30 protein-coding genes are annotated in these 20,799 nt (G+C 64.6%); 17 read left to right on the top strand and 13 right to left on the bottom strand.

The genetic code is table 11. The annotated features are described in order from the left end of the window. Nucleotides 1-58 precede the first annotated feature (58 nt). The 5 genes from JWR89_RS13095 (at nt 59) to JWR89_RS13075 (ending at nt 2,762) form a co-directional block, all read left to right on the top strand. Nucleotides 59-490, top strand: a complete 432-nt coding sequence (locus tag JWR89_RS13095) for a nuclear transport factor 2 family protein (protein WP_299716762.1) — start codon at nt 59-61, stop codon at nt 488-490. Nucleotides 491-568: 78 nt separating this feature from the next. After that, nucleotides 569-793: a hypothetical protein gene (locus JWR89_RS13090; RefSeq protein ID WP_299716759.1), complete on the top strand. Its 225-nt coding sequence runs from the start codon at nt 569-571 to the stop codon at nt 791-793. 150 nt (nt 794-943) lie between these two features. Further along, entirely contained in the window at nt 944-1,846 is a 903-nt protein-coding gene (locus JWR89_RS13085) for a hypothetical protein (protein WP_299716756.1), read from the top strand. A 162-nt stretch (nt 1,847-2,008) separates the two neighbouring features. Further along, nucleotides 2,009-2,431, top strand: coding sequence for a hypothetical protein (locus tag JWR89_RS13080; protein WP_299716753.1), 423 nt, complete (start codon nt 2,009-2,011; stop codon nt 2,429-2,431). A gap of 193 nt (nt 2,432-2,624) precedes the next feature. Then, nucleotides 2,625-2,762, top strand: coding sequence for a hypothetical protein (locus tag JWR89_RS13075; RefSeq protein ID WP_299716750.1), 138 nt, complete (start codon nt 2,625-2,627; stop codon nt 2,760-2,762). 46 nt (nt 2,763-2,808) lie between these two features. Here JWR89_RS13075 and JWR89_RS13070 read toward each other — a convergent pair whose 3' ends face one another. From JWR89_RS13070 to JWR89_RS13060, 3 genes are all read right to left on the bottom strand, one after another. After that, complete coding sequence (locus JWR89_RS13070; RefSeq protein ID WP_299716748.1) at nt 2,809-2,955, bottom strand: hypothetical protein; 147 nt, start codon at nt 2,953-2,955, stop codon at nt 2,809-2,811. A gap of 111 nt (nt 2,956-3,066) precedes the next feature. After that, nucleotides 3,067-3,549 (bottom strand): MaoC family dehydratase, encoded by a 483-nt coding sequence (locus JWR89_RS13065; RefSeq protein WP_299716745.1) that lies wholly within the window; start codon nt 3,547-3,549, stop codon nt 3,067-3,069. A gap of 9 nt (nt 3,550-3,558) precedes the next feature. Next, nucleotides 3,559-4,014, bottom strand: a complete 456-nt coding sequence (locus JWR89_RS13060) for a MaoC family dehydratase (RefSeq protein ID WP_299716742.1) — start codon at nt 4,012-4,014, stop codon at nt 3,559-3,561. A 183-nt stretch (nt 4,015-4,197) separates the two neighbouring features. Here JWR89_RS13060 and JWR89_RS13055 point away from each other — a divergent pair, with 183 nt between their 5' ends. Then, a complete protein-coding gene (locus JWR89_RS13055) occupies nt 4,198-4,491 on the top strand; it encodes a DUF4282 domain-containing protein (RefSeq protein WP_299716739.1) in 294 nt (97 codons plus the stop codon). A 163-nt stretch (nt 4,492-4,654) separates the two neighbouring features. Here the strand turns inward: JWR89_RS13055 and ychF are convergent, their stop codons facing one another. From ychF to JWR89_RS13040, 3 genes are read right to left on the bottom strand one after another with little or no spacing between them, the layout of a single operon-like run. Then, a complete protein-coding gene (ychF, locus tag JWR89_RS13050; protein WP_299716736.1) occupies nt 4,655-5,752 on the bottom strand; it encodes a redox-regulated ATPase YchF in 1,098 nt (365 codons plus the stop codon). Between the two features lie 28 nt (nt 5,753-5,780). Further along, nucleotides 5,781-6,383 (bottom strand): aminoacyl-tRNA hydrolase, encoded by a 603-nt coding sequence (gene pth, locus JWR89_RS13045; RefSeq protein ID WP_299716733.1) that lies wholly within the window; start codon nt 6,381-6,383, stop codon nt 5,781-5,783. 21 nt (nt 6,384-6,404) lie between these two features. After that, nucleotides 6,405-7,145, bottom strand: coding sequence for a 50S ribosomal protein L25/general stress protein Ctc (locus JWR89_RS13040; protein WP_299716728.1), 741 nt, complete (start codon nt 7,143-7,145; stop codon nt 6,405-6,407). 223 nt (nt 7,146-7,368) lie between these two features. Here JWR89_RS13040 and JWR89_RS13035 point away from each other — a divergent pair, with 223 nt between their 5' ends. Both JWR89_RS13035 and JWR89_RS13030 read left to right on the top strand, forming a co-directional pair. Beyond that, nucleotides 7,369-7,563, top strand: a complete 195-nt coding sequence (locus JWR89_RS13035; RefSeq protein WP_299716725.1) for a type II toxin-antitoxin system HicA family toxin — start codon at nt 7,369-7,371, stop codon at nt 7,561-7,563. Continuing rightward, nucleotides 7,563-7,769, top strand: coding sequence for a type II toxin-antitoxin system HicB family antitoxin (locus JWR89_RS13030; RefSeq protein ID WP_299716722.1), 207 nt, complete (start codon nt 7,563-7,565; stop codon nt 7,767-7,769). The genes JWR89_RS13035 and JWR89_RS13030 overlap by 1 nt, the downstream gene beginning before the upstream one ends. An 84-nt stretch (nt 7,770-7,853) precedes the next feature. Here the strand turns inward: JWR89_RS13030 and JWR89_RS13025 are convergent, their stop codons facing one another. Continuing rightward, nucleotides 7,854-8,111 carry an accessory factor UbiK family protein gene (locus JWR89_RS13025; RefSeq protein ID WP_299716719.1) on the bottom strand — a complete coding sequence of 86 codons (258 nt, stop codon included), beginning with the start codon at nt 8,109-8,111 and terminating at the stop codon, nt 7,854-7,856. Nucleotides 8,112-8,304: 193 nt separating this feature from the next. Here JWR89_RS13025 and lgt point away from each other — a divergent pair, with 193 nt between their 5' ends. The 5 genes from lgt to JWR89_RS13000 all read left to right on the top strand — a co-directional run bounded on the left by lgt (nt 8,305) and on the right by JWR89_RS13000 (nt 12,927). Beyond that, a complete protein-coding gene (lgt, locus tag JWR89_RS13020) occupies nt 8,305-9,153 on the top strand; it encodes a prolipoprotein diacylglyceryl transferase (protein ID WP_299716805.1) in 849 nt (282 codons plus the stop codon). Then, nucleotides 9,150-10,271: a class I SAM-dependent methyltransferase gene (locus JWR89_RS13015; RefSeq protein ID WP_299716716.1), complete on the top strand. Its 1,122-nt coding sequence runs from the start codon at nt 9,150-9,152 to the stop codon at nt 10,269-10,271. Before lgt ends, JWR89_RS13015 begins: the two co-directional genes overlap by 4 nt. Beyond that, nucleotides 10,268-11,035: a peptidoglycan editing factor PgeF gene (gene pgeF, locus JWR89_RS13010; RefSeq protein ID WP_299716713.1), complete on the top strand. Its 768-nt coding sequence runs from the start codon at nt 10,268-10,270 to the stop codon at nt 11,033-11,035. The genes JWR89_RS13015 and pgeF overlap by 4 nt, the downstream gene beginning before the upstream one ends. A gap of 154 nt (nt 11,036-11,189) precedes the next feature. Continuing rightward, nucleotides 11,190-11,819, top strand: a complete 630-nt coding sequence (locus JWR89_RS13005) for a hypothetical protein (protein WP_299716710.1) — start codon at nt 11,190-11,192, stop codon at nt 11,817-11,819. Nucleotides 11,820-11,973: 154 nt separating this feature from the next. Continuing rightward, on the top strand, nt 11,974-12,927 hold the full coding sequence (locus JWR89_RS13000; RefSeq protein ID WP_299716707.1) for a ribose-phosphate pyrophosphokinase: 954 nt from the start codon (nt 11,974-11,976) through the stop codon (nt 12,925-12,927). Nucleotides 12,928-13,092: 165 nt separating this feature from the next. On the opposite strand, the gene JWR89_RS12995 is transcribed toward JWR89_RS13000, so the two are convergent. Next, nucleotides 13,093-13,608, bottom strand: a complete 516-nt coding sequence (locus JWR89_RS12995) for a 6,7-dimethyl-8-ribityllumazine synthase (RefSeq protein WP_299716704.1) — start codon at nt 13,606-13,608, stop codon at nt 13,093-13,095. Nucleotides 13,609-14,036: 428 nt separating this feature from the next. Between JWR89_RS12995 and JWR89_RS12990 the strand changes: the two genes are divergently transcribed. The 3 genes from JWR89_RS12990 to proC all read left to right on the top strand — a co-directional run bounded on the left by JWR89_RS12990 (nt 14,037) and on the right by proC (nt 15,875). Then, nucleotides 14,037-14,537 carry a YbjN domain-containing protein gene (locus JWR89_RS12990; protein WP_299716701.1) on the top strand — a complete coding sequence of 167 codons (501 nt, stop codon included), beginning with the start codon at nt 14,037-14,039 and terminating at the stop codon, nt 14,535-14,537. Nucleotides 14,538-14,542: 5 nt separating this feature from the next. Then, entirely contained in the window at nt 14,543-14,977 is a 435-nt protein-coding gene (locus JWR89_RS12985; RefSeq protein WP_299716698.1) for a GNAT family N-acetyltransferase, read from the top strand. A gap of 70 nt (nt 14,978-15,047) precedes the next feature. Then, nucleotides 15,048-15,875, top strand: a complete 828-nt coding sequence (gene proC, locus JWR89_RS12980) for a pyrroline-5-carboxylate reductase (protein ID WP_299716695.1) — start codon at nt 15,048-15,050, stop codon at nt 15,873-15,875. A 174-nt stretch (nt 15,876-16,049) separates the two neighbouring features. On the opposite strand, the gene JWR89_RS12975 is transcribed toward proC, so the two are convergent. The 4 genes from JWR89_RS12975 to JWR89_RS12960 are packed head-to-tail and all read right to left on the bottom strand — an operon-like array spanning nt 16,050 to nt 19,015. Continuing rightward, nucleotides 16,050-17,438 (bottom strand): ATP-binding protein, encoded by a 1,389-nt coding sequence (locus JWR89_RS12975; RefSeq protein ID WP_299716692.1) that lies wholly within the window; start codon nt 17,436-17,438, stop codon nt 16,050-16,052. Nucleotides 17,439-17,460: 22 nt separating this feature from the next. Then, nucleotides 17,461-18,186, bottom strand: a complete 726-nt coding sequence (locus JWR89_RS12970) for a response regulator transcription factor (protein WP_299716689.1) — start codon at nt 18,184-18,186, stop codon at nt 17,461-17,463. Beyond that, entirely contained in the window at nt 18,183-18,734 is a 552-nt protein-coding gene (locus tag JWR89_RS12965) for a MarR family transcriptional regulator (RefSeq protein WP_299716686.1), read from the bottom strand. The genes JWR89_RS12970 and JWR89_RS12965 overlap by 4 nt, the downstream gene beginning before the upstream one ends. 23 nt (nt 18,735-18,757) lie before the next feature. After that, entirely contained in the window at nt 18,758-19,015 is a 258-nt protein-coding gene (locus tag JWR89_RS12960) for a hypothetical protein (RefSeq protein WP_299716683.1), read from the bottom strand. Between JWR89_RS12960 and JWR89_RS12955 the strand changes: the two genes are divergently transcribed. Then, nucleotides 19,014-20,126, top strand: coding sequence for a branched-chain amino acid aminotransferase (locus tag JWR89_RS12955; RefSeq protein ID WP_299716680.1), 1,113 nt, complete (start codon nt 19,014-19,016; stop codon nt 20,124-20,126). The genes JWR89_RS12960 and JWR89_RS12955 overlap by 2 nt on opposite strands. A gap of 89 nt (nt 20,127-20,215) precedes the next feature. Here the strand turns inward: JWR89_RS12955 and JWR89_RS12950 are convergent. After that, nucleotides 20,216-20,799, bottom strand: a 584-nt coding sequence (locus JWR89_RS12950; protein WP_299716677.1) for an MATE family efflux transporter, incomplete at its 5' end; no start/stop codon positions are given.

The raw sequence follows: 20,799 nt of genomic DNA, 5'->3' as shown, positions 1-20,799 counted from the left end.
ATTTTACCGGCACAGATTCCAACGATGGGGTCGGCGCTTTCATATTCAGGACCGATCCATGACAGAGCACAGCCTCTGGCGTTTCTCGCGCGCGTTGCATCGCGCCATCAACGAACGTCAGGTCGATGACCTCGCTGCCCAGATTGACGACAACGTCGAATGGGCGGTGTTCGGCCCCATCGACATGTTTCCGTTTCTCGGCGCACGCCACGGCAAGGCCGCCGTGCTCGATGTCTGCCGGCAGATCGCCGACAACATCCGGGTGCATCGCTTCGAGCGGGAGTCGATGATGCTCGGCGAGGACACCGGCGCGTCGATGATGCGCTACTCGCTGACGGCGCTGGATTCCAACCGCCCGATCAGCCTGCGGCTCGCGCAATTCGCGCGCTTCAGCAATGGGCTGCTCGTCAGCATGCGCGTCGTGGTCGATACATTCGATCTGGTCGAGCAGGCTTTGGGCCGCCAGATCCATCTGCCCAAGATCGCCTGAGCGCGTTATCGAGGCACCCATCCAACGAAAAACGGCCCCGCGGATGCGGGGCCGTTTCGTCGAGTCAAAATGCGATCAATGCATCATGTGGCCGCGGCGATGATGACGACCGCGCGGGACCACGACGATGCGCGGCGCACGGTGGGCATGCGGGCGGCCCATCGAATGACCGCGATGCATGCCGCCGTGGCGCATGCCGTCACGATGCATGCCCTGCGCGGATGCCGGAACGGCAGCGAAAATCGTGGCAGCGGCAGCAAAAACCAAAGCAATTTTCTTCATGTGACCTCTAAGGAGAATTAAAGTGCGCGTGTTGCGCGCGGTACAAGCGATTCATGCTGGATACGTTCCGCGGAGCCCTGCGAAAAGAACATGTTGCAACGCCACAATTTTGACCCGCGCGACGGTATCATCTGCTGAATTGATCTCCGACCTCGCTGGGCGGCGGCTGGCATGACGACAACACTTTTCAATGCGACCTTTTGGTCCTTGCTAGCAGCGCTGACGACCGGCGCGCTGGCGTCGCCGGTCTGGGCACAGGATCCCTGGCGCGGCCTCGACCTGCAACCGCCACCCGGCGAGAGCGAACCGATGGACACGCCGCCGCCGGTAGACCTCAACTTTCCCGAACCGGACTGGACGCTGCTCGACACCAGCCGGGCGCCTTCGGCCAAGGCAGCACCGCGCGAGCAGAAGTCATCCGCCTCCGCCGGCAATGCCGGCGCCGCATGGTCGTCGCAAAAGAATGCCGACGGCTCGTCGGCGCTGTCGGTGAAGCAGCCGCTGTCGCCGTTCTGGGATACCCGTGTCGGCGCCGACCTCAACGTCGCCGGGCAGGCCAGCTCCCGCAGCGCGAGCGATGCCTACCGTAACCAGTTCGGCGATGGCCAGGGCGCGCAAGCCTCGGGCGCCGCCGCCTGGGCCGCGATGACCGCGCCGGGGGTGGCATCGATCTGGGACAAGACGGCGATCGAGGCCCGCGTCGATCCGCTGGCGGACCAGACCAAGTTCGGGACATCGCTGAGCAAATCGGTGCCGATCGCCGGCGACAAGTACTCTCTGACGCTACAGAACGGCTACAACGTGATTCAGCAGGGCGGCTCGTCCGTGATCGGGTACAACGGACGGCCGGTGCGCAGCTACGAGACCGATCAGCAGGCCAGGCTGAGCATCGCCGACACCGGCACCAGCTTCATCGCCGGCCAGACGCTGGCCACGACCGACGACAAATGGCTGCGCAAGGTCGGTGCCGAGCAAAAGCTGTTCGGCGGCGTCAACATCTCCGCCTCGGTGAGCGAGACGCTGCAGGGGCCGGCCAACAAGAGCCTGACCGCCGGCTTCAAGCACAGCTGGTAATCGTAACCTAATCTTCACCGCATTGAACGAATACCGTTAAAGACCGGATCCGTGCCGCAGATCGGCCGCGATCTGGTCAAATTCAAGTGACCTGATGTGGTCCATGAGTTCGTCGTGCGGGGGACAATCCGCGCTCGCTCAACGCGAAATAAGGAAGAGCCGATGAATGCGATTAATCCCGAGAAGATCGAACCTGTCGAAGACGACAATCTCGCTGCGGTCTCAGAAGTCGAAGCCGGTATCCGTGACTTCGTCCGCAACGACGTTGCCTATCTGCGCCGGCCAGCGTCCGGCGTGGTAAGCAGCAGCACTCCGGAGCTTCCAATGGACTCCAGCACCGAGGCCACCGTCAACAGCGTGAATTCGCTGATCCAGCGCGTCGCCGGCACCTCGCTCAGCGAGATCGAAAACCTCGTCAGCGAGCTGGAAAGCCTGCGCGACCTGCTGCATGCCGAAGGCCAGCGTGTGCAGCGTGAAATCTCCGGTTATGCCCAGCTCAGCCAGGCGGCGATGAAGTCGACGCGCCTGATCGCCGACAACGTCGCGCAGTGGAAGCGCACCGCGGACGGCCTGCGCCACGACTGATCGCTTACCGGTCCTAAATCAAACAAAAGCCGCCTCCGGCAACGGGAGCGGCTTTTTTTGGCGTTCCCGCAAGCGCGGCGAGAAAAGCGCCTGACATGGCGTGCAAAATTTCGATTGAACTTGGAGCGCGATCGGTCCGACCAACTTCTGCGCCGCGATCCGCGGCATGGCTTAAGGCTTGGGGGACTGCTTCGTGGAGACCATTCGGCCCAATACCACCGATCCGATTCCGGCGCGAACGACGCCGCCCAAGATGGGCACCATCATCGTCCGCTTTGTCGGCTTGCTGGTCGTGATCGTGGCGCTTCTGGCGTGGGCCTGGAACCGCTGATCGGATGCAGCGAGCCGCCAGAGCGGCAAACGCCCACCGGATGAACTTACTGGTTTGGGGAGACCTGGGCGGTTTCGAGCGAATACGCGCCGTCGGCATAACCCTTTACCACCATGCCTGTGGCGAACATCACCGCCAGCGTCACGCTCGCGAAGATAAAGCCCACAAATTTCAGTCCGGTGCGGTCAGCCATTGTCGTCCCCAAAGCGGATTAGATCGTCGTCGTGCGTAGGTCTCACAACACCCTCGCAAGGTTCAGAACGCGTTAACGCGGGCCCTGTTCCCTTGAAGAAAATTGGATTGGTTAACTAGCGTTGCCCTGTTGCGGCAGGAACACAGTCGCCAGAAACGTCATGACGACGTCGCCGTGCTGGTTGGTGGCGGTGGTGCGGGCCTGCACGATGCCCCAGCCCGGCTTTGACGCCGTCGCGCGAACGGCGACGACCTCGCTGGCATAGCTGATGGTGTCGCCGGCCAGCACCGGCTTGATCCAGCGCAGTTCACGAAACCCCGGCGAGGGGCCGGACACCGCGACGGTTTCGCCGCGCGCCTTGGCTTCCGCGGTCGCGCGCTGGCTTTCGGCGATCCGCAGTTTCATGGCGACGGCCGCGACGTGCCAGCCCGATGCGGCCAGGCCGCCGAGCAGCGACCGGCGGCCGGCCTCCTCGTCGAGATGAAACGGCTGCGGGTCGAACTCCGTCGCGAACTTTTTGATCAGTTCGGCGGTGAACGCGAACGAGCCAAACTCGCTGTGGTGGCCGATAACGACGTCTTCGAGAAAATTCATCGGACCGGCCTAACTCGCCGTGACGGCGGCGCGACCGATGATGATCGGCACGATCATTTCGGCCACGGCCCGCCCGGCCGCGTTGCGCGTGCTGCACTTGAACGTCACGATACCAGTCGATGGTCGGCTCTGCGACGGCCGCGCCTCCAGCACCTCGACGTCGAGCATCAGGTCGTCGCCCGGCCGAAACGGCGCCAGCCAGCGCATCTCGTTGACCCCCGGCGAGCCCATCGATGCAGTATCGTGCAGGAAGCCATCGAAGATCATGCGCATCATCAGCGAACACATGTGCCAGCCCGAGCCGGCCAGCCCCTTCAGCAACGACGCATCGGCCGCGGCCTCATCGAGATGCATCGGCTGCGGATCGTATTCGGCGGCGAAAGCAATGATCTCCTCGCGCGTGATATGGCGCGGCCCGTAGGTCCCGAAATGGCCGGGCTGGAAATCGTCGAATGTCAGGGTCATGATAGGAGTTGCCGTCGAGGGAGCCTGATTGTGGCCGCTATTTGCAGCAATCTCAACCCGTACGCCTGCATGGCTTTCCCGCGATCTTGCTCAGGACATGGTTGGGCACTACCGCGTGTCAGGCCATTTTGCACGCTGCCGATCATTGACTTACACACGCGCCGCGCCGGGGGAGAACGACCGATGTTTGAATTTCGCGACCTGTTTCAATGGGATCGTTTCATCACGCCGACCATCATCAAGACGTTCTACTGGCTGGTGATCGCGCTGTGGATTCTGTTCGGCATATCCGGCGTGTTTTCCGGCCTGGCGGCGATGGCCATCAGCCCGTTCGGCGGATTCATCATGCTGCTGTCGAGCGTCGCCGGCGTCTTGGTCGGTATCATCTTCTCGCGCATCGTTGCGGAGTTCATTTTGATCGTATTCCGCATCAACGAGCATCTCGGCGCGATCCGGGATCAGGGGCAAGGGCATTGAGGTAGATCGTTTCCGGGACGCGCTGCGGCATTCTCAGGCGATGCACTTGCATCGCCGCCATGCCGCTGCGCAGATCCGGGATCCCGGTTGCTCTTTGAAAAAACCGGGGCCCCGGCTCTGCGAAGCAATACTTCGTATTGCATCGCGTCCGGGGCAAGTAGGCTCAGGTATTAAACCTGAAGTGCAGCACGTCGCCGTCGGCGACGACGTATTCCTTGCCTTCGAGGCGCAGCTTGCCGCCGTCGCGGGCGCCGGATTCGCCGCCCAGCGCGACATAGTCGTCATAGGCGATGGTTTCGGCGCGGATAAATCCCTTTTCGAAATCGGTGTGGATCACCGCCGCCGCCTGCGGCGCCTTGGTGCCGCGGGTGATGGTCCAGGCGCGGGCTTCCTTCGGACCGACCGTGAAGTAGGTGATCAGATCCAGCAGCTTATAGCCGGCGCGGATCAGCTTATCCAGGCCGGCTTCTTCGAGGCCTAGCGTCTCAAGGAATTCGGCGCGCTCGGCGCGCGACAGCGTCGCAATTTCCGATTCGATTTTGGCCGAGATCGCCACCGCGACGGCGCCCTCTTTCGCGGCGTGCTCACTCACCAGCTTCGAATAGGCGTTGCCCTCGCCGGCCGCGCCTTCCTCGACGTTGCAGACATAGAGCACGGGCTTCGACGTCAGGAGGCCGAGCATGCCGAAGGCGCGTTCTTCTTCCGGCTTGCGCTCAAGGAAGCGCGACGGCTTGCCCTCACGCAGCAGCACCAAAGCGCGCTGCACCAGATCGAGCTGCTCCTTGGCGTCCTTGTCGTTGCCTTTGGCCTTCTTGGTCAGGTTGTCGACGCGCTTTTCGCAGGAGTCGAGATCGGCCAGCATCAGCTCGGTCTCGATGATCTCGATGTCGGCGAGCGGATCGATCTTGCCCTCCACGTGCGTGATGTCGTCATCGACGAAGCAGCGCACCACGTGAGCGACAGCATCGACCTCGCGGATGGTGGCCAGAAACTGGTTGCCGAGGCCTTCGCCCTTGGAAGCGCCCTTCACCAGACCTGCGATATCGACGAAGGTCAGCCGGGTCGGAATGATCTGCTGCGACTTGCCGATCTCCGACAGCTTGTCGAGCCGCTTGTCGGGCACTGCGACCTCGCCGACGTTCGGCTCGATGGTGCAGAACGGATAGTTCGCCGCCTGCGCCGCCGCGGTTTCGGTGAGCGCGTTGAACAGCGTCGATTTGCCGACATTCGGCAGCCCGACGATACCGCATTTGAATCCCATGACCTGTCCTGAATGGTTCGACGGCGCCTTAAGTGCCGTTGTCGTCCTTCGACGTGAATCCCTTGGCCTGCATCGTCAGATGCACCTTGTTCTGAAACGTGGAGTCGCGGCCATCGGCCAGCAATGCCACGTTATCGCTCACCGCGTCGATCAGCGCCTCGAGCTGCGGCCGCTCGGCCTTGGCGAAATCGCTGAGCACATGGTTGTGCACCAGTTCCTTGACGCCGGGATGGCCGATGCCGAGCCGAACGCGGCGGTAGTCGTTGCCGACATGCGCGGAGATCGAGCGCAGCCCGTTATGCCCGGCGATGCCGCCGCCGACCTTGACGCGCACTTTCGAGAACGGCAGTTCGAGCTCGTCGTGAAACACCGCGATGTCGCCGACCGCGATCTTGAAGAAGCTTGCAGCGGCCTGCACCGATGTGCCGGAATCGTTCATGAAAGTCAGCGGACGCAGCAGGATGACGCGTTCGCGGTCCAGCGTGCCTTCCGAAGTCTCGCCCTGAAAGCGGCGGCGCCACGGTGCAAAACCGTGACGCCGCGCCATCTCGTCCAGAACCATGAACCCGATATTGTGCCGGTTGCCCTGGTATTTCGCACCAGGGTTTCCGAGACCAACAAAGAGCCGCATGACGCGGAATCCCGCGGTTGCTTACTTCTTCTTCGCCGGAGCGGCAGGTGCCTTGGCAGCGGCAGCGGGCGCCTTCGCGCCAGCGGCAGGAGCCTTGGCACCAGCGGCGGGAGCCTTCGCAGCGGCAGCTGCTGCGGGAGCAGCACCAGCGGCAGGAGCGGCGCCGGCGGCAGCGCCGGCCTGCTCTTCGCCATAGCCCGACGGCGGCACGATGGTGACCAGGGTGAGGTCTTCATCGCGCAGCAGCGTCTTGACGCCCTTCGGCAGCTTGATGTCCGACATGTGCAGCGAACCGCCGATGTCGAGCTGGCCGATATCGGCTTCGACGAACTGCGGAATGCTGTCGGCCTCGGCTTCGAGCTCCAGCGTGTGGGTGACGATGTTGACCGTGCCGCCGCGCTTCACGCCGGGGGCGGTTTCCGCATTCTTCAGATGCAGGGGAACGCTGACGCGGATGGTGGCGCCGACGCCGAGCCGCAGGAAGTCGACATGGAGCGGGAAGTCACGCACCGGATCCAGCGCGAAGTCGCGCGGAATCACGCGATGCTTGGCGCCATCGAGCTCGATGTCGTAGATCGTGGTGAGGAAGCGGCCGGCCAGAATGCGCTGGCGCAATTCGGCATCGTCGACCGAAATCGACACCGGGGGCTTGCTGTCACCATAGATTACTCCCGGCACTCGGCCGGCGCGCCGTACAGCCCGTGCGGCCCCCTTGCCGCCTGCCGAACGTACGGTCGCCTTCAATTCCTTGACGGTCGCCATCGTTTAAGTCCTTGTTTTCTAAAAAGTTAAAGGCCGCAACGCGGCCCGTTCCGTCGTCGCAGCAAGCCTCCAGGGGTGCGGGGGCTGCAGACGTGCCGGGCTTTTAGCGCCAAAGGGCCGGAAAGACAAGGAAATGCAGGGGGTTTTTAGCGGGATTGGCAAGTTGGTCCGGCTTCCCGCGTTGGTATTTGTGGTAGTTTCAGCCGTCCAGACGTGGGCGCCTATGAAAGTCCGCGACGCTATCCGACTGATCGAAGACGATGGCTGGTTCCTGGCCGCGACCCGCGGTAGCCACCGTCAGTACAAACATTTGCTGAAGCCGGGCCGCGTAACGGTGGCCGGCAAGCCATCGGACGACCTTGCGCCCGGCACATTCGGCAGTATCCTGAAGCAGGCTGGCCTGAAGGAACAACGCTGATGCGCTACGCGGTCGTGATCGAGAAGGCCGAAGGCAACTATTCGGCCTATGTTCCGGACCTGCCCGGCTGCGTTGCCACCGGCGACACCGTGAAAGCGGTTGAAATCGAGATCCGCGACGCGATCCGATTTCACATCGACGGCCTCAGGCAGGACGGCCTGGCCGTGCCGGCGCCAACCAGTATCGCGGATTACGTTGAGGCATAGACAGCTTTAACGTGAGGCGTGCCCCCACTCCTCCGTGCGCAGCTTGCCGACGTCCGCGTTGCCGCGCTCGCCGCTCCCAGCAACTTACGACGCCCCACCCAGTTTCGCCTCCAGCGCGACGATCCGTGCCTTCAGCGCCTCGTTTTCCTCGCGGGCGAGGCGGGCCATGTCCTTGACCGCCTCGAACTCCTCGCGCTTGACGATATCGAGGTCGCGCAGGATCTTTTCGGCCTGGTTGCGGACCACCGTATCGACCTCGCGCTTGACGCCCTGGGCGGCGCCGGCGGCATCGTTCATCAGGCGCCCGATCTCGTCGAAAAACCGATTGTTGGTCTGGGTCATGGCTAGAACTCCGGCCGGTCGAACTGAAATGTTGAATTCGACAATGGCGATCCCGGCGACGCAGTTCAAGCCTGCTGTTGCCCGGCGCCACCGGCGCGCGATTGTCGCGTTCCCCGGCTGCACGCGATCGTCATAGAGTGACGCTTTACTGCTGCCGCCCGGACCCGTAAGTCACGTCATGCCCTTTATCGACCTGCCCTTCCTCACCATCGCCTTCCCGGTCTTCGATCCCGTGGCCATCGCGCTGGGGCCGATCGTGATCCGCTGGTACGCGCTGGCCTATATCGGCGGCATCGTGCTTGGCTGGGTCTATGCCCGCGCGCTGATCAAGAGCCAGAGACTGTGGGGCGGGCCGTCGCCGATCTCGCTGCTGGATTTTGACGACTTCATCCTGTGGGTGACGCTCGGCATTATTCTGGGCGGCCGCACCGGCTACGTGCTGTTCTACAACCTCGATTTCTTCGTCGCGCATCCCGCCGAAATCCTCGAACTGTGGAAGGGCGGCATGTCGTTCCACGGCGGCTTCCTGGGCTGCGTGGCGGCAGTGATGGCGTTCTGCTGGAAGCGCGGCCTGCCCGTCCTGTCGCTCGGCGACCTCACCTGCGCGGTCGGGCCGATCGGGCTGCTGCTGGGGCGTCTCGCCAACTTCATCAACAGCGAATTGTGGGGCCGACCGGCCGATGCCAGCGTGCCATGGCGAATGGTGTTCCCCAATGGCGGGCCGCTGCCGCGCCATCCAAGCCAGTTGTACGAAGCAGGCCTCGAAGGCATCGTGCTCTTCGCCATTTTGGCGCTGATGATCCGCGCCGGCGCGCTGAAGCGGCCCGGGCTGATCCTCGGCGCCTTCATCTTTTTTTATGCGGTCGCGCGCATTATCGGCGAATTCTTTCGCGAACCGGACCCGCAACTCGGCTTCCTGTGGGGCGGACTCACCATGGGCATGCTGCTGTCGGTACCGATGATCGTCGTGGGTCTGGTACTGATGGTGTTGGCGCGCCGTAACCCGCCGCTGCAGCCCGAATTGAACACTGGCAAGGCATGACCGAACATTCGCCGCTGCAGGATGAAATCAAACGCCTGATCAAGTCCGCCGGACCGATGCCGGTGTGGCGCTACATGCAGCTATGCCTGACCCATCCGCAATACGGCTACTACGTGTCGCGCGATCCGCTCGGCCGCGAAGGCGACTTCACCACCGCGCCGGAAGTCAGTCAGATGTTCGGCGAACTGCTCGGGCTGTGGTCGGCCTCGGTGTGGCGCGCGATCGACTCGCCGCCGCTGCTGCACCTGATCGAACTCGGCCCCGGCCGCGGCACCATGATGGCGGACGCCCTGCGGGCGCTGCGCGTCCTGCCGCCGCTGTATCAGGCGCTGCACATCCATATGATCGAGATCAATCCGGTGCTGCGCGAGAAGCAGCGCGCGACGCTGTCCGGCGTTCGCAACATCACCTGGCACGACAGCATCGACAGCGTGCCGGCGGGCCCCTCGGTGATCCTGGCCAACGAATATTTCGACGTGCTGCCGGTGCACCAGGTGGTGAAGCGCGACACCGGCTGGCATGAGCGCACCGTGGAAATCACCGATCATGGCGACCTGGAATTCGGCGCCGGCCTCGATCCGCTGCCGCATTTCGAGCTGTTGGTGCCGCCGTTGGTCCGCGCGGCGCCGAATGGTGCGGTGTTCGAATGGCGCCCCGACAGCGAGATCATGAAAATCGCCAGCCGCGTCCGCGACCAGGGCGGCGCGGCGCTGGTGATCGATTACGGCCACACCCGCTCCGACGCCGGCGACACCCTGCAGGCGATCGCGCGGCACTCCTTTGCCGATCCGCTGAAGAACCCCGGCCAGGCCGATGTCACCGCCCACGTGGATTTCGAAGCGCTTGGCCGCGCGGCGGAAGACGTCGGCGCCCGCGTTCACGGGCCGGTGTCGCAAGGCGAATTCCTCAAGCGACTGGGCATCGAGACCCGCGCGGTGACGTTAATGGCCAAGGCCAGCCCCGAAGTGTCCGAGGATGTCTCCGGCGCGTTGAAGCGGCTGACCGACCGCGGCCGTGGCGGCATGGGCTCGCTGTTCAAGGTGATCGGCATCTCCAGCCCCACCATTCCCACGCTGGTGGCGCTCAGCGACGACACCGGCATCGAGAACGCATCATGACCTTCACCTCGCCCTTGCTCGCGGCCGTGCCCGGCCTGCGCCATGCCTTCTTCACCCGCGACGGCGGCGTCTCCGAGGGGATCTATGCCGGCCTCAATGGCGGGCTCGGCTCGGAGGACGATCCCGCGCACGTGGCGGAGAACCGCCGCCGCATGGCCGCGGCGATGGGCGTCGATCCCGAGCACTTCCTCACCGTGCACCAAATCCATTCGCCGGCCGTCGCCGTTGCCACCGCGCCATGGGATGCCGCCTCGCGACCGCGCGCCGACGCCATGGTCACCAGCATCGAAGGCCTCGCGCTCGGCGTCACCGCCGCGGATTGCGGGCCGGTGCTGTTTGCTGATCCCAAGGCGCGGGTGATCGGCGCGGCGCATGCCGGCTGGAAGGGCGCGTTGACCGGCGTGCTGGAAGCGACGATCGACGCGATGGAAAAGCTCGGCGCCGACCGTGCCGCCATGACGGTGGCGATCGGCCCGCTGATCCGGCAGCCGAGCTACGAAGTCGGCGCCGAATTCGTCGAGCGCTTCGTGCGCGAGGACGGCGAATATGCGCTGTTCTTCATTCCGTCCCCGCACGAAGGCCACGCGATGTTCGACCTCGGCGGCTTCATCCGGATGCGGCTGGAGCGCGCCAGCGTGGGCGCCATCGACGACACCGGCATCGACACCTATCCTGACGAACGCTTGTTCAGCTACCGCCGTTCGGTGCATCGCAAAGAGCGGGATTATGGCCGGCAGATCCACGCCATCGTGCTGGAACCGTAACTGCCTCAAAATGGATGCGAATTGTCGGCGCGCGGTGATCGACTTGCTCACCTCGTACACACCTGTGTCAGGCCCGCCCTAGACCTTAACGCATTTTAACGATATCGCTTCGACCTGTCGGATGGCTCACGGCCGACCGAAGTCGGGACGTTGCATGCGCTTTGCCACATTCACAGCCTTCCAGCGTATGCCGCGCCTGCTTCAGGCCGCGCTTCTGCTCACCGTGAGCCTCGGCCTCAGCGGCTGCGCCAATGTCGGCAGCGCCGGCGGCCCCTCCAATGCGCAGGCCAGCATAAGCGGCCCGAGCGGCGCCACCGTTGCCTTTGAATCTGTCGATGGCCCGCCCCCGCAGGTTTTCGACCGCATGGTCAACCTGCTGGATAGCGAAGCCCGATTGCGCAACCTGGCGGTGGTGTCGCGCCGGGACAGTGCCGCTTTCCGGGTGCGCAGTTACCTCGCAGCGCAAGTTCGCGGCGGCAAGGCCAGCATCGCCTGGGTGTGGGACGTCTATGACCGCGACCAGCAGCGCGCTTTGCGCCTGTCCGGCGAAGAGCCAACCGGCAAGGCCGGCGCCGACGCCTGGGCCACCGCCGACGACCTGGTGTTGCGGCGGATCGCCCAGGCCGGTCTGACCGGCCTCAGCGGCATGATGAACGGCACCGAGCCCGATCCCGCCGCGGTCCCCGCGCCGCGTGGCAACGGCCCCGCCATCGCCCGCGCCGACGATGCGCCGGCGTCACCGACAACGTTTGCCGAGACCGCCCTCAGCTTCAGCGCGCATTAACGATAGAAACCTTGAATTTGCGCAGGAAAACGGCGGCCTACGGGTTGCCAGCGGACTGTCGTCCTTGATATCACCTCGCTCGTTGAGACATCTGTTCCTTGGGTAATCCGATATGCTGAACGTTGTATCCACCAAGCCGCGGGGAGACGCGTCGATGTCGGGCAAGAACGGCTCCATCAAGCTGGTCGCGGGCAACTCAAACCCCGCGCTGGCGCAGGAGATCGCCTCCTGGCTGCAGCTGTCCCTGACCAAGGCCAGCGTCCGGCGCTTCGCCGACATGGAAATCTTCGTCGAGATCCAGGAAAACGTCCGCGGCTCCGACGTCTTCATCATTCAGTCGACGTCGTATCCGGTCAATGACCATCTGATGGAATTGCTGATCGTCACCGATGCCCTGCGCCGCGCCTCGGCGCGCCGCATCACCGCGGTGATTCCGTATTTCGGCTACGCCCGGCAGGATCGCAAGGTCGGCTCGCGCTCGCCGATTTCCGCCAAGCTGGTCTCGAACCTGATCACCAATGCGGGCGTGGACCGCGTCATGACGCTCGATTTGCATGCCGGCCAGATCCAGGGCTTCTTCGACATCCCCACCGACAACCTGTACGCCTCGCCGGTGATGGTGCGCGACATCAAGGAAAAGTTCGACCTCGCCAATGTGATGGTGGTGTCGCCCGACGTCGGCGGCGTGGCGCGCGCGCGTGGCCTCGCCAAGCGCATCAACACGCCGCTGGCGATCGTCGACAAGCGCCGCGAACGCGCCGGCGAATCCGAGGTCATGAACGTGATCGGCGACGTCGCCGGCTACACCTGCATCCTGGTCGATGACATCGTCGATTCCGGCGGCACGCTGGTCAACGCCGCCGACGCCCTGCTCGCCAACGGCGCCAAGGATGTCTACGCCTACATCACCCACGGCGTGCTGAGCGGCGGCGCCGCGGCGCGCATCACCGGCTCGAAGCTGAAGGAACTGGTGATCACGGATTCGATCCAGCCCACCGATGCCGTGATCAATTCACCGAACATCCGCACGCTGCCGATCGCGTCCTTGATCGCCGACGCCATCGGCCGCACCGCGTCGGAAGAGTCGGTGTCGAGCCTGTTCGACTGAGGCATTGCTGCGTTTCCCGGACGCGGTGCGGCATTCTTATGCCGCTCCGCAGATCCGGGGTCCCGGTTTCTTCATCATTCTTCTTCGCAAATGACCGGGACCCCGGATCAGCAGCGCACTACGCCGCTGCGCGGCGCACTGCGCCGCATCCGGGGAACGTGACCGCTACACAATCCCCGCCGCGACCTGACCGCGCAGCCGCTCGAGGCTGAGCAGCGTGTTGGCGCAGGCCTCCGCCACTTCGACGCCCTTCGCCGCAAAGTGCTTGCGCAGGAAATCCGAGCCCGCCTCGGTCTCGTCGAAATCGTCGGGCGTCACCACCGCGGAGAACACCGGCACCTCGGTGCGCAACTGCACATCCATCAGGGCGCGGATCACGGTGTCGGCAACGAAGCCGCGCACGCCGCTGTCGACCACGAGACCGGCCGCGACGATGGCGGTGTAGCGCCGCGTCTTGGCGAGGATCTGCACATGCAGCGGAATCTCGAACGAGCCCGGCACCTCGAACAGGTCGACCTGCGACGGCGCGATATGGCGCGCCTCGATCTCGGCCAGGAACGACAGCCGGCACGATGCCACGATGTCGCGGTGCCACGACGACTGCACGAACGCCACGCGCTGCGGCTTGGCGAAGCGCCGATGCTGGGCCTCATCCGAGGAAGCTAGCGTAGTCTCGTTCATGACGGTGCTCTTTCGGCTGATGCCCGAACTATGCCGAACCCTGCCCGGCTCGGCAACAACCATCCACAGGGATCCACGGCGTACCCTCGAAGACCCTTGCGAGTCCGCGAAACGCCGCCGGCGAATCAGTGGTTAACGGCGGATTCCGACTCGCTCCGCGGGAGCGCACCGCAACAGACTCGCATCCCGCGAATCCGATTCCGGTTTGTTCTCATTGTGGCGAGATCAACTGTGGATGAAGGGGTGTTTGTCTGTGGATGGATTCGTGGTGGCGTTGCGCCGATTCCGCAAATCACATCACTTCAAACTCGCAAGCCTAGGACGAACCACCCTTTGCTCCCGGGATTGCAGCCTGCAGCGGCTCATTTATTTTTCGCGTACCGGCCGACTGCAAGCGTTCATCACATTCAAAGCAAGGTCGCGACGGCATGTCACTCCTCGAAGGCACTATCGATTCACGGATCAACCCGCTGGGTGTGGTCGAGGACATCGCCGCCGATCACAACTGGGCGTTCGAGCGCTCTGGCGAGGACGAAGTCACGATCGTCTCGAAGGGCGACTGGACCGACTATCAACTCTCCTTCACCTGGATGAACGAGATCGAGGCGCTGCATCTGGCTTGCGCCTTCGACATGAAGATTCCGACCGCGCGCCGCGCCGAAGTGCAGCGGCTGATGGCTGCTATCAACGAGCAGATGTGGGTCGGGCATTTCGATATCTGGACTCACTCCGGCATGATCATGTTCAGGCAGGCGCTGGTGCTGCCCGACGGACTCACCGCCACCACGGCACAGTGCGAGGCCATGCTGGTCGGCGCCATCCATGCCTGCGAGCGCTACTATCCGGCGATGCAGTTCGTGGTGTGGGCCGGCAAGACCGCCGACGAAGCCATGAGCGCTGCGATGTTCGACACCGCCGGCGAAGCGTAACGCGGGTGTCGGCCGCGCCTCCCGAGATCGTCGTCCCCGCCCAGCCGAACGAGACGCATCGCAACGCCGTGTTGAAGGCGCTGGTCGAATACAACGACAGCAAGGTAGGCCCGTCCTGCTTTGAACCGCTGGCGATCCTGATCAACGATCCCGTCACCGGCGAGCCCGCCGGCGGGCTGTGGGGCAAGACGGCCTACAACTGGTGCTTCGTCGAACTGTTCGTGATTCCCGCGCAATTCCGCGGCCAGGATCTCGGCTCGAAAGTGCTGGCGCAGGCCGAGGACATTGCGCGGCAGCGCGGCTGCATCGGGCTATGGCTCGACACCTACTGGTTTCAGGCGCCGGAGTTCTACCAGAAGCAGGGCTACGAGATCGTCGGCACCCTGCCCGACTATCCGCGCGGCGGCCCGCGCTACTTTCTGAAAAAGAGTCTCGTTTAGCCCGCGACAGGCTGCACACGCCGCGTCCCGATGATACGGTCCCGCACATTTTGCATTTCGGGACATCGCCATGACCTCATCGCCACTGCCGCTCGCCGAGCTCACCGGCACCCTCGTCCTCGCCGGCGCCGGCAAGATGGGCGGCGCGATGCTGACCGGCTGGCTCGCGCGCGGGCTCGATCCGAAGCGCGTCGTGGTGATCGATCCATTCGCCCCGGACGCGATCAAGGCGCTCGGCGCCATCGGCGTCCGCCTCAATCCCGCGGCGAACGAGATCGGCAAGGTTGCAACACTTGTGGTCGCGGTGAAACCGCAGATGTTTCGCGAGGCCGGCCCGACGCTGCGCGGCCTTGCCGGCTCGGCGCTGGTGGTGTCGATCATGGCGGGCGCGACCATTGCGGCGATTTCCGAAGTCTGCGGCGGCAGGATCGTGCGCGCGATGCCGAACACCCCGGCGGCGATCGGCCGCGGCATCACGGTGGCGGTGGCGGCCAATGACGTCGATGCCGAACAGCGCGGCGTCGCCGATGCGCTGCTGCGCGCGACGGGCAGCGTGGAATGGATCGAGGACGAGGGCCTGATGGATGCGGTGACGGCCGTGTCGGGCTCGGGTCCTGCCTATGTGTTTTTGCTCGCCGAAGAAATGGCGCGTGCCGGCGTTGCCGCGGGATTGCCGGTCGAACTCGCGACCAAGCTGGCGCGGGAAACTGTGTCAGGATCGGGCGAGCTGATGCACCGCTCGGATCTGGACTCGGCGACATTGCGGAAGAACGTCACATCGCCCGGCGGCACCACGGCGGCGGCGCTGGAAGTATTGATGGGCACGGATGGGTTCGAGCCGCTGCTGACAAAGGCGATCGCGGCAGCGACCAAGCGGTCGAAGGAATTGGCCAAGTAGTTCTGCAAAGTTTCCACAAACTCCGCGACGTCCCCGCGAAGGCGGGGACCCATACACGCTGTCGTTTTTGTTGGGCTGGAGGGCCATGCCGACCTCCGTTTCGACTTCTTACTGCAGAGGCTATGGGTCCCCGCCTTCGCGGGGACGACACAGCGTGTGTGGCGCCATCGAGCGCTACACCGGTATCCGCACCGATGCCCGCAAGCCGCCCATCGGGCTGTCGCCCAGCGTGATATCCCCGCCATGGGAGCGCGCGATGTCGCGGGCGATGGCGAGGCCGAGGCCGGTGCCGCCTTCGTCCTGGTTGCGGGCGTCGTCGAGCCGCAGGAACGGCTTGAACACCTCTTCGCGCATCTCCTGCGGGATGCCCGGGCCGTCATCGTCCACCGTAACCGTGAGATAGCGGTGGTCGCGGTGCCCGGTAATCGCGATGTCGTGGGCGTGGCGCGCGGCATTCGATACCAGGTTGCCAAGGCAGCGCTTGAACGACGCCGGCTTCACCGTCACCACCGGCAGGCCGTGGAACGTCACGGTGGCCTTGTGGCCGTTGCGCTCGGCGTCGCTGCGCAATTCTTCCAGCGCCGCTGCCATGTCGGTGGGCTGCGCCTGCTCGCCGCTGTCGCCGCGCGCAAACGCCAGATAGGCTTCCAGCATGGCGGCCATCTCGTCGACATCCTTGCGCATGTCGTCGATTTCCGGGCTGTCGCCGAGCAGCGCCAGCTCCAGCTTGAAGCGGGTGAGGATGGTGCGCAGGTCGTGGCTGACGCCGGCCAGCATCGCGGTGCGCTGCTCGATGGAGCGTTCGATGCGCGCCTTCATCTCGATGAAGGCGTTGGCGGCACGGCGCACTTCGCGGGCGCCGCGCGGCCGGAAGTTCGGCGCCTCGCGGCCCTTGCCGAAACTCTCGGCGGCGTCCGCCAGCCGCAGGATCGGGCGGATCTGGTTGCGCAGGAACAGGATCGCCACGATCAGGAGGATCGACGAGGTGCCGACCATCCAGAACAGGAAGATCTCCGAGTTCGACGCATAGGCCGCGCTGCGCTGCGCGAAGATGCGCATCACCGCGTCGTCGAGCTGGATGCGAATCTCCACCAGGTTGGAGCGGCCGACGGTGTCGATCCAGAACGGCCGGGTTATCTGCCGGCCAATCTGCACCGACAGCGCCTGGTCGAGCAGCGAGAAGAACGGCTTCGGGCCGGGCGGCGGCATGTCGCCGATGGGGAGGAAGTCCACCACCAGGCCGAGGCGCTGCTGCGCGATGGTCTTGATCTGGGTGCGGTCCTTGTCCTGCGGATAGATCTTGTAGACGTCGATCAGCGTGGCGATGTCCTGCACCACCGCCTGCGACAGCCGCCGCGTCACCGTGTTCCAGTGCCGCTCCATGAACACGAAGGCGACCACCGACTGCAGGATCACCATCGGCACGATCATGATCAGCAGCGCGCGGGCATAGAGGCCCTTCGGCATGAAGCTGTTGAAGCGCCGGCCCATCCAGTTGTTGGCCGCCGAGACGCGCCCCGCCGCGGTGCGGATCATGGTCAGGCCGGTGTCGATGGTGCTCATATGCGGGGTTTCGTTGAAGACTTCATGGCGAGGCGACGAGCCGGTAGCCGATGCCGCGCACGGCCTGCAAGAACAGCGGATTGGCCGGGTCGGTCTCAATCTTGCGGCGCAGCCGGTTGATCTGCACATCGACCGCGCGCTCGTTGACGGTGCCGTCGCCGCCGGTGAGTTCGCCGCGTGGCACGGTCTCGCCCGGCGTCGCGGCCAGCACGCGCAGCATGTCGCGCTCGCGGTCGGTGAGATGGATGATGTCGTCGCCCTGGCGCAGTTCGCCGCGCTGCAGGTGATAGACGTAGGGCCCGAACTGCAGCGACTCGGTGCGCTCCACCGGCACCGGCGCCAGCCGCTTCAGGATGTTGCCGATCCGCAGCACCAGTTCGCGCGGTTCGAAAGGTTTTGCGACGTAGTCGTCGGCGCCGATCTGCAGGCCCTCGATGCGGCTTTCGGCGGCGTCGCGCGCGGTCAGCATGATGATCGGCACCACCGAAGTGGTGCGAATGAAGCGGGCCAGGTCGAAGCCGGTCTCGCCGGGCATCATCACGTCGAGGATCAGCATGTCGAAATGCAGCCCGAGCAATTTGGCACGGGCATCCTTGGCGGAGGCGGCCGTGGTGACGCGGTACCCCTCGCCAGCGAGAAAGCGCGACAGCAGATCGCGAATCCGGCGGTCGTCATCGACCAGCAGCAGATGCGGGGCGTCGTCGGCCGGTTGCACGGGCATTCGCTTGGCGGCGGCGGCTAGTATCATTCTTTGCTCATTCCGCTGTCCGTCCCCAGAATCGTCTGCAGCACCTTGTCGGGATCGTCGCGATCGATCATCCCGCTGAGAAAACGGCTGATCGCCTCGACCTCGTTGGGTTCGATCCCCCGCAGTGCGCGGGTGATGCGGTCGGTCTGCAAGCCCGCCAGTTGCGCCACCAGAGCCTCGCCCTTGGCCGTGGCGAAAAGCAGGCGCTGCCGACGATCGGCTGCGCCCGACTTTTGCACGATATACCCTTCGTCGAGTAATTGCTTGAGAACCCGTCCCAGCGATTGCTTCGTGATCCGCAATACGTCCAGCAGGTCGGCCACCTTGAGGCCGGGATAGCGATACACGAAGTGGACGACGCGGTGATGCGCCCGGCCGAACCCGAACTGGTCCAGCACGTGGTCCGGATCGCCGACGAAGTCGCGGTAGGCGAAAAACAGCAGTTCGATGATGTCCCAGCGCGCCGCCGGGCCGACGGGCCCCGTATCCTGCCCGGCCGCCGCTTCAAGCGATCGTGAGGCTTGACCTGCGAAATTTATGTCAGGCATATTGACACATCTTTGTTTCAATCTTACAAAATGAACCATCGAGACGAAATAATAGAACTTTCACCACGACAGGGCCTCACCAGTCCGATACCACGAATGGGCGGCATGGCCGCGCATTCTCCACCGGCGATTGCGCAGGCAATCGACCAAACATACTGATTTTCGCGCTTTCCGCAAAAGCAGGTGCCGGCAGCAAAACCGGTGTTGCGGGGCGCAAAGTTGACGTAGAACCACGGCGCCGCCGCCCAGCCGCGGCGCCGCAAGCCAGGAGTTGGGTCCATGGGACTTTCGTTCGATAAAATCGATGGTGCGGCCTGGCTGACCTTCGACGTCCTCCCCGTGGCAACTCCGGTTTCCGAGAGCGAGCGCGCGACACGGCTGGCAAACCCGGGCTTCGGTCGGGTTTTCAGCGAGCACATGGCTCTGGTCCGCTACAATGAAGAGAAAGGCTGGCATGGCGCGCGGGTTGAATCCCGCGCGAATTTCCCGCTCGATCCGGCCACCGCCGTCCTGCACTATGCGCAGGAAATTTTCGAAGGCCTCAAGGCCTACAGACGCGACGATGGCGGCGTGAACCTGTTCCGGCCCGACGCCAATGCGAGGCGTTTCCGCAATTCGGCCGACCGCATGGCGATGGCGCCGCTGCCGGAGCCGGTGTTCATCGAAGCCGTCGAGCAGCTTGTGAAGATCGACCGCGACTGGATCCCGGGTGGCGAAGGCAGCCTCTATCTGCGCCCCTTCATGATCGCCAGCGAGATCTTCCTCGGCGTGAAGCCTTCGGCGGAATACATCTTCGCCGTCATCGCCTCGCCGGTCGGCTCCTATTTCAAGGGCGGACCCGCGCCAGTGTCGATCTGGGTGTCGGAGAACTACACCCGCGCCGCGGTCGGCGGCACCGGCGCCGTCAAATGCGGTGGCAATTACGCCGCGAGCCTGCGCGCGCAGGCCGAGGCGATCGATCACGGCTGCGACCAGGTGGTCTTCCTCGATGCGCTCGAGCGCCGCTACATCGAGGAGCTCGGCGGCATGAACGTGTTCTTCGTGTTCGACGACGGCTCGCTGCTGACGCCGCCGCTCGGCACCATCCTGCCCGGCATCACCCGCGATTCGATCATCGCGCTCGCGAGGGATTCCGGCGCGGAAGTGCGCGAGGAACTTTATTCACTCGACCAGTGGCGCGCCGACGCCGCCAGCGGAAAACTGAAAGAGGCTTTCGCCTGCGGCACCGCAGCGGTGATTTCGCCGATCGGCACGGTGCGCTCGGTGAGTGGCGATTTCGTCATCAACGGCGGCGCGGCCGGCCCGGTGGCGATGGGACTGCGCAAGCAACTGGTGGACATCCAGTACGGCCGCGCGCCTGACCCGCACAACTGGATCCGCAAGGTCATCTAAGCGAAGCAGCTCTCTTACTTCCCCTCTCCCCCGCGGTAAGCGAGCTTCGCGCGGGGGAGAAGGAAGAAAGCGCGTCCCACAGCACGCTACTACACTTTCACCAATCCCAGCCTTTCCCGCCTCGTCCACCGCCACAGCATCACGATCGCCACCGCGACCAGCCCTGACGCCAGGCCGATCCAGATGCCGACCGGCCCGAAGCCGAACTTGAACGCCAGCAGCAGGCCGAGCGGCATACCAAAACCCCAATAGCCCACGGCCGCGAAGATCATCGGCATCCGCGTATCCTGCAGGCCGCGCAGCATGCCGGCGCCGACCGACTGGGCGCCGTCGGCAATCTGGAACACGGCGACGCAGAACAGGAACGACATGGCGAACGCGATCACCGGCGCGTTGGCGAGATCGTCGATGTCCAGGAAGGCGCCGATCAGCAGCCGCGGCGCGAGGATGATCAACGCGCTCATCGACGCCATGAAGCCGACGCCGAGCGCGAAGGCGGTCCAGCCTGCGCGGGTGATGGCGTCGCGGTCGCCGGCGCCCTTGGCCTGCCCGACCCGCACCGTCGCCGCCTGGCCGAGGCCCATCGGCACCATGAACGTGACCGAGCCGACCTGGATCGCGATCGTATGCGCGGCGATCGCGGCGGTGCCGAACTGGCCCATCAGAAACACCG

This window comes from Tardiphaga sp. (genome assembly GCF_028290785.1).
In the GTDB taxonomy this organism is placed as follows: domain Bacteria; phylum Pseudomonadota; class Alphaproteobacteria; order Rhizobiales; family Xanthobacteraceae; genus Tardiphaga.
The sequence above is the reverse complement of the archived record's forward strand: the minus strand, read 5'-3'. Positions and strand labels throughout refer to the sequence as shown.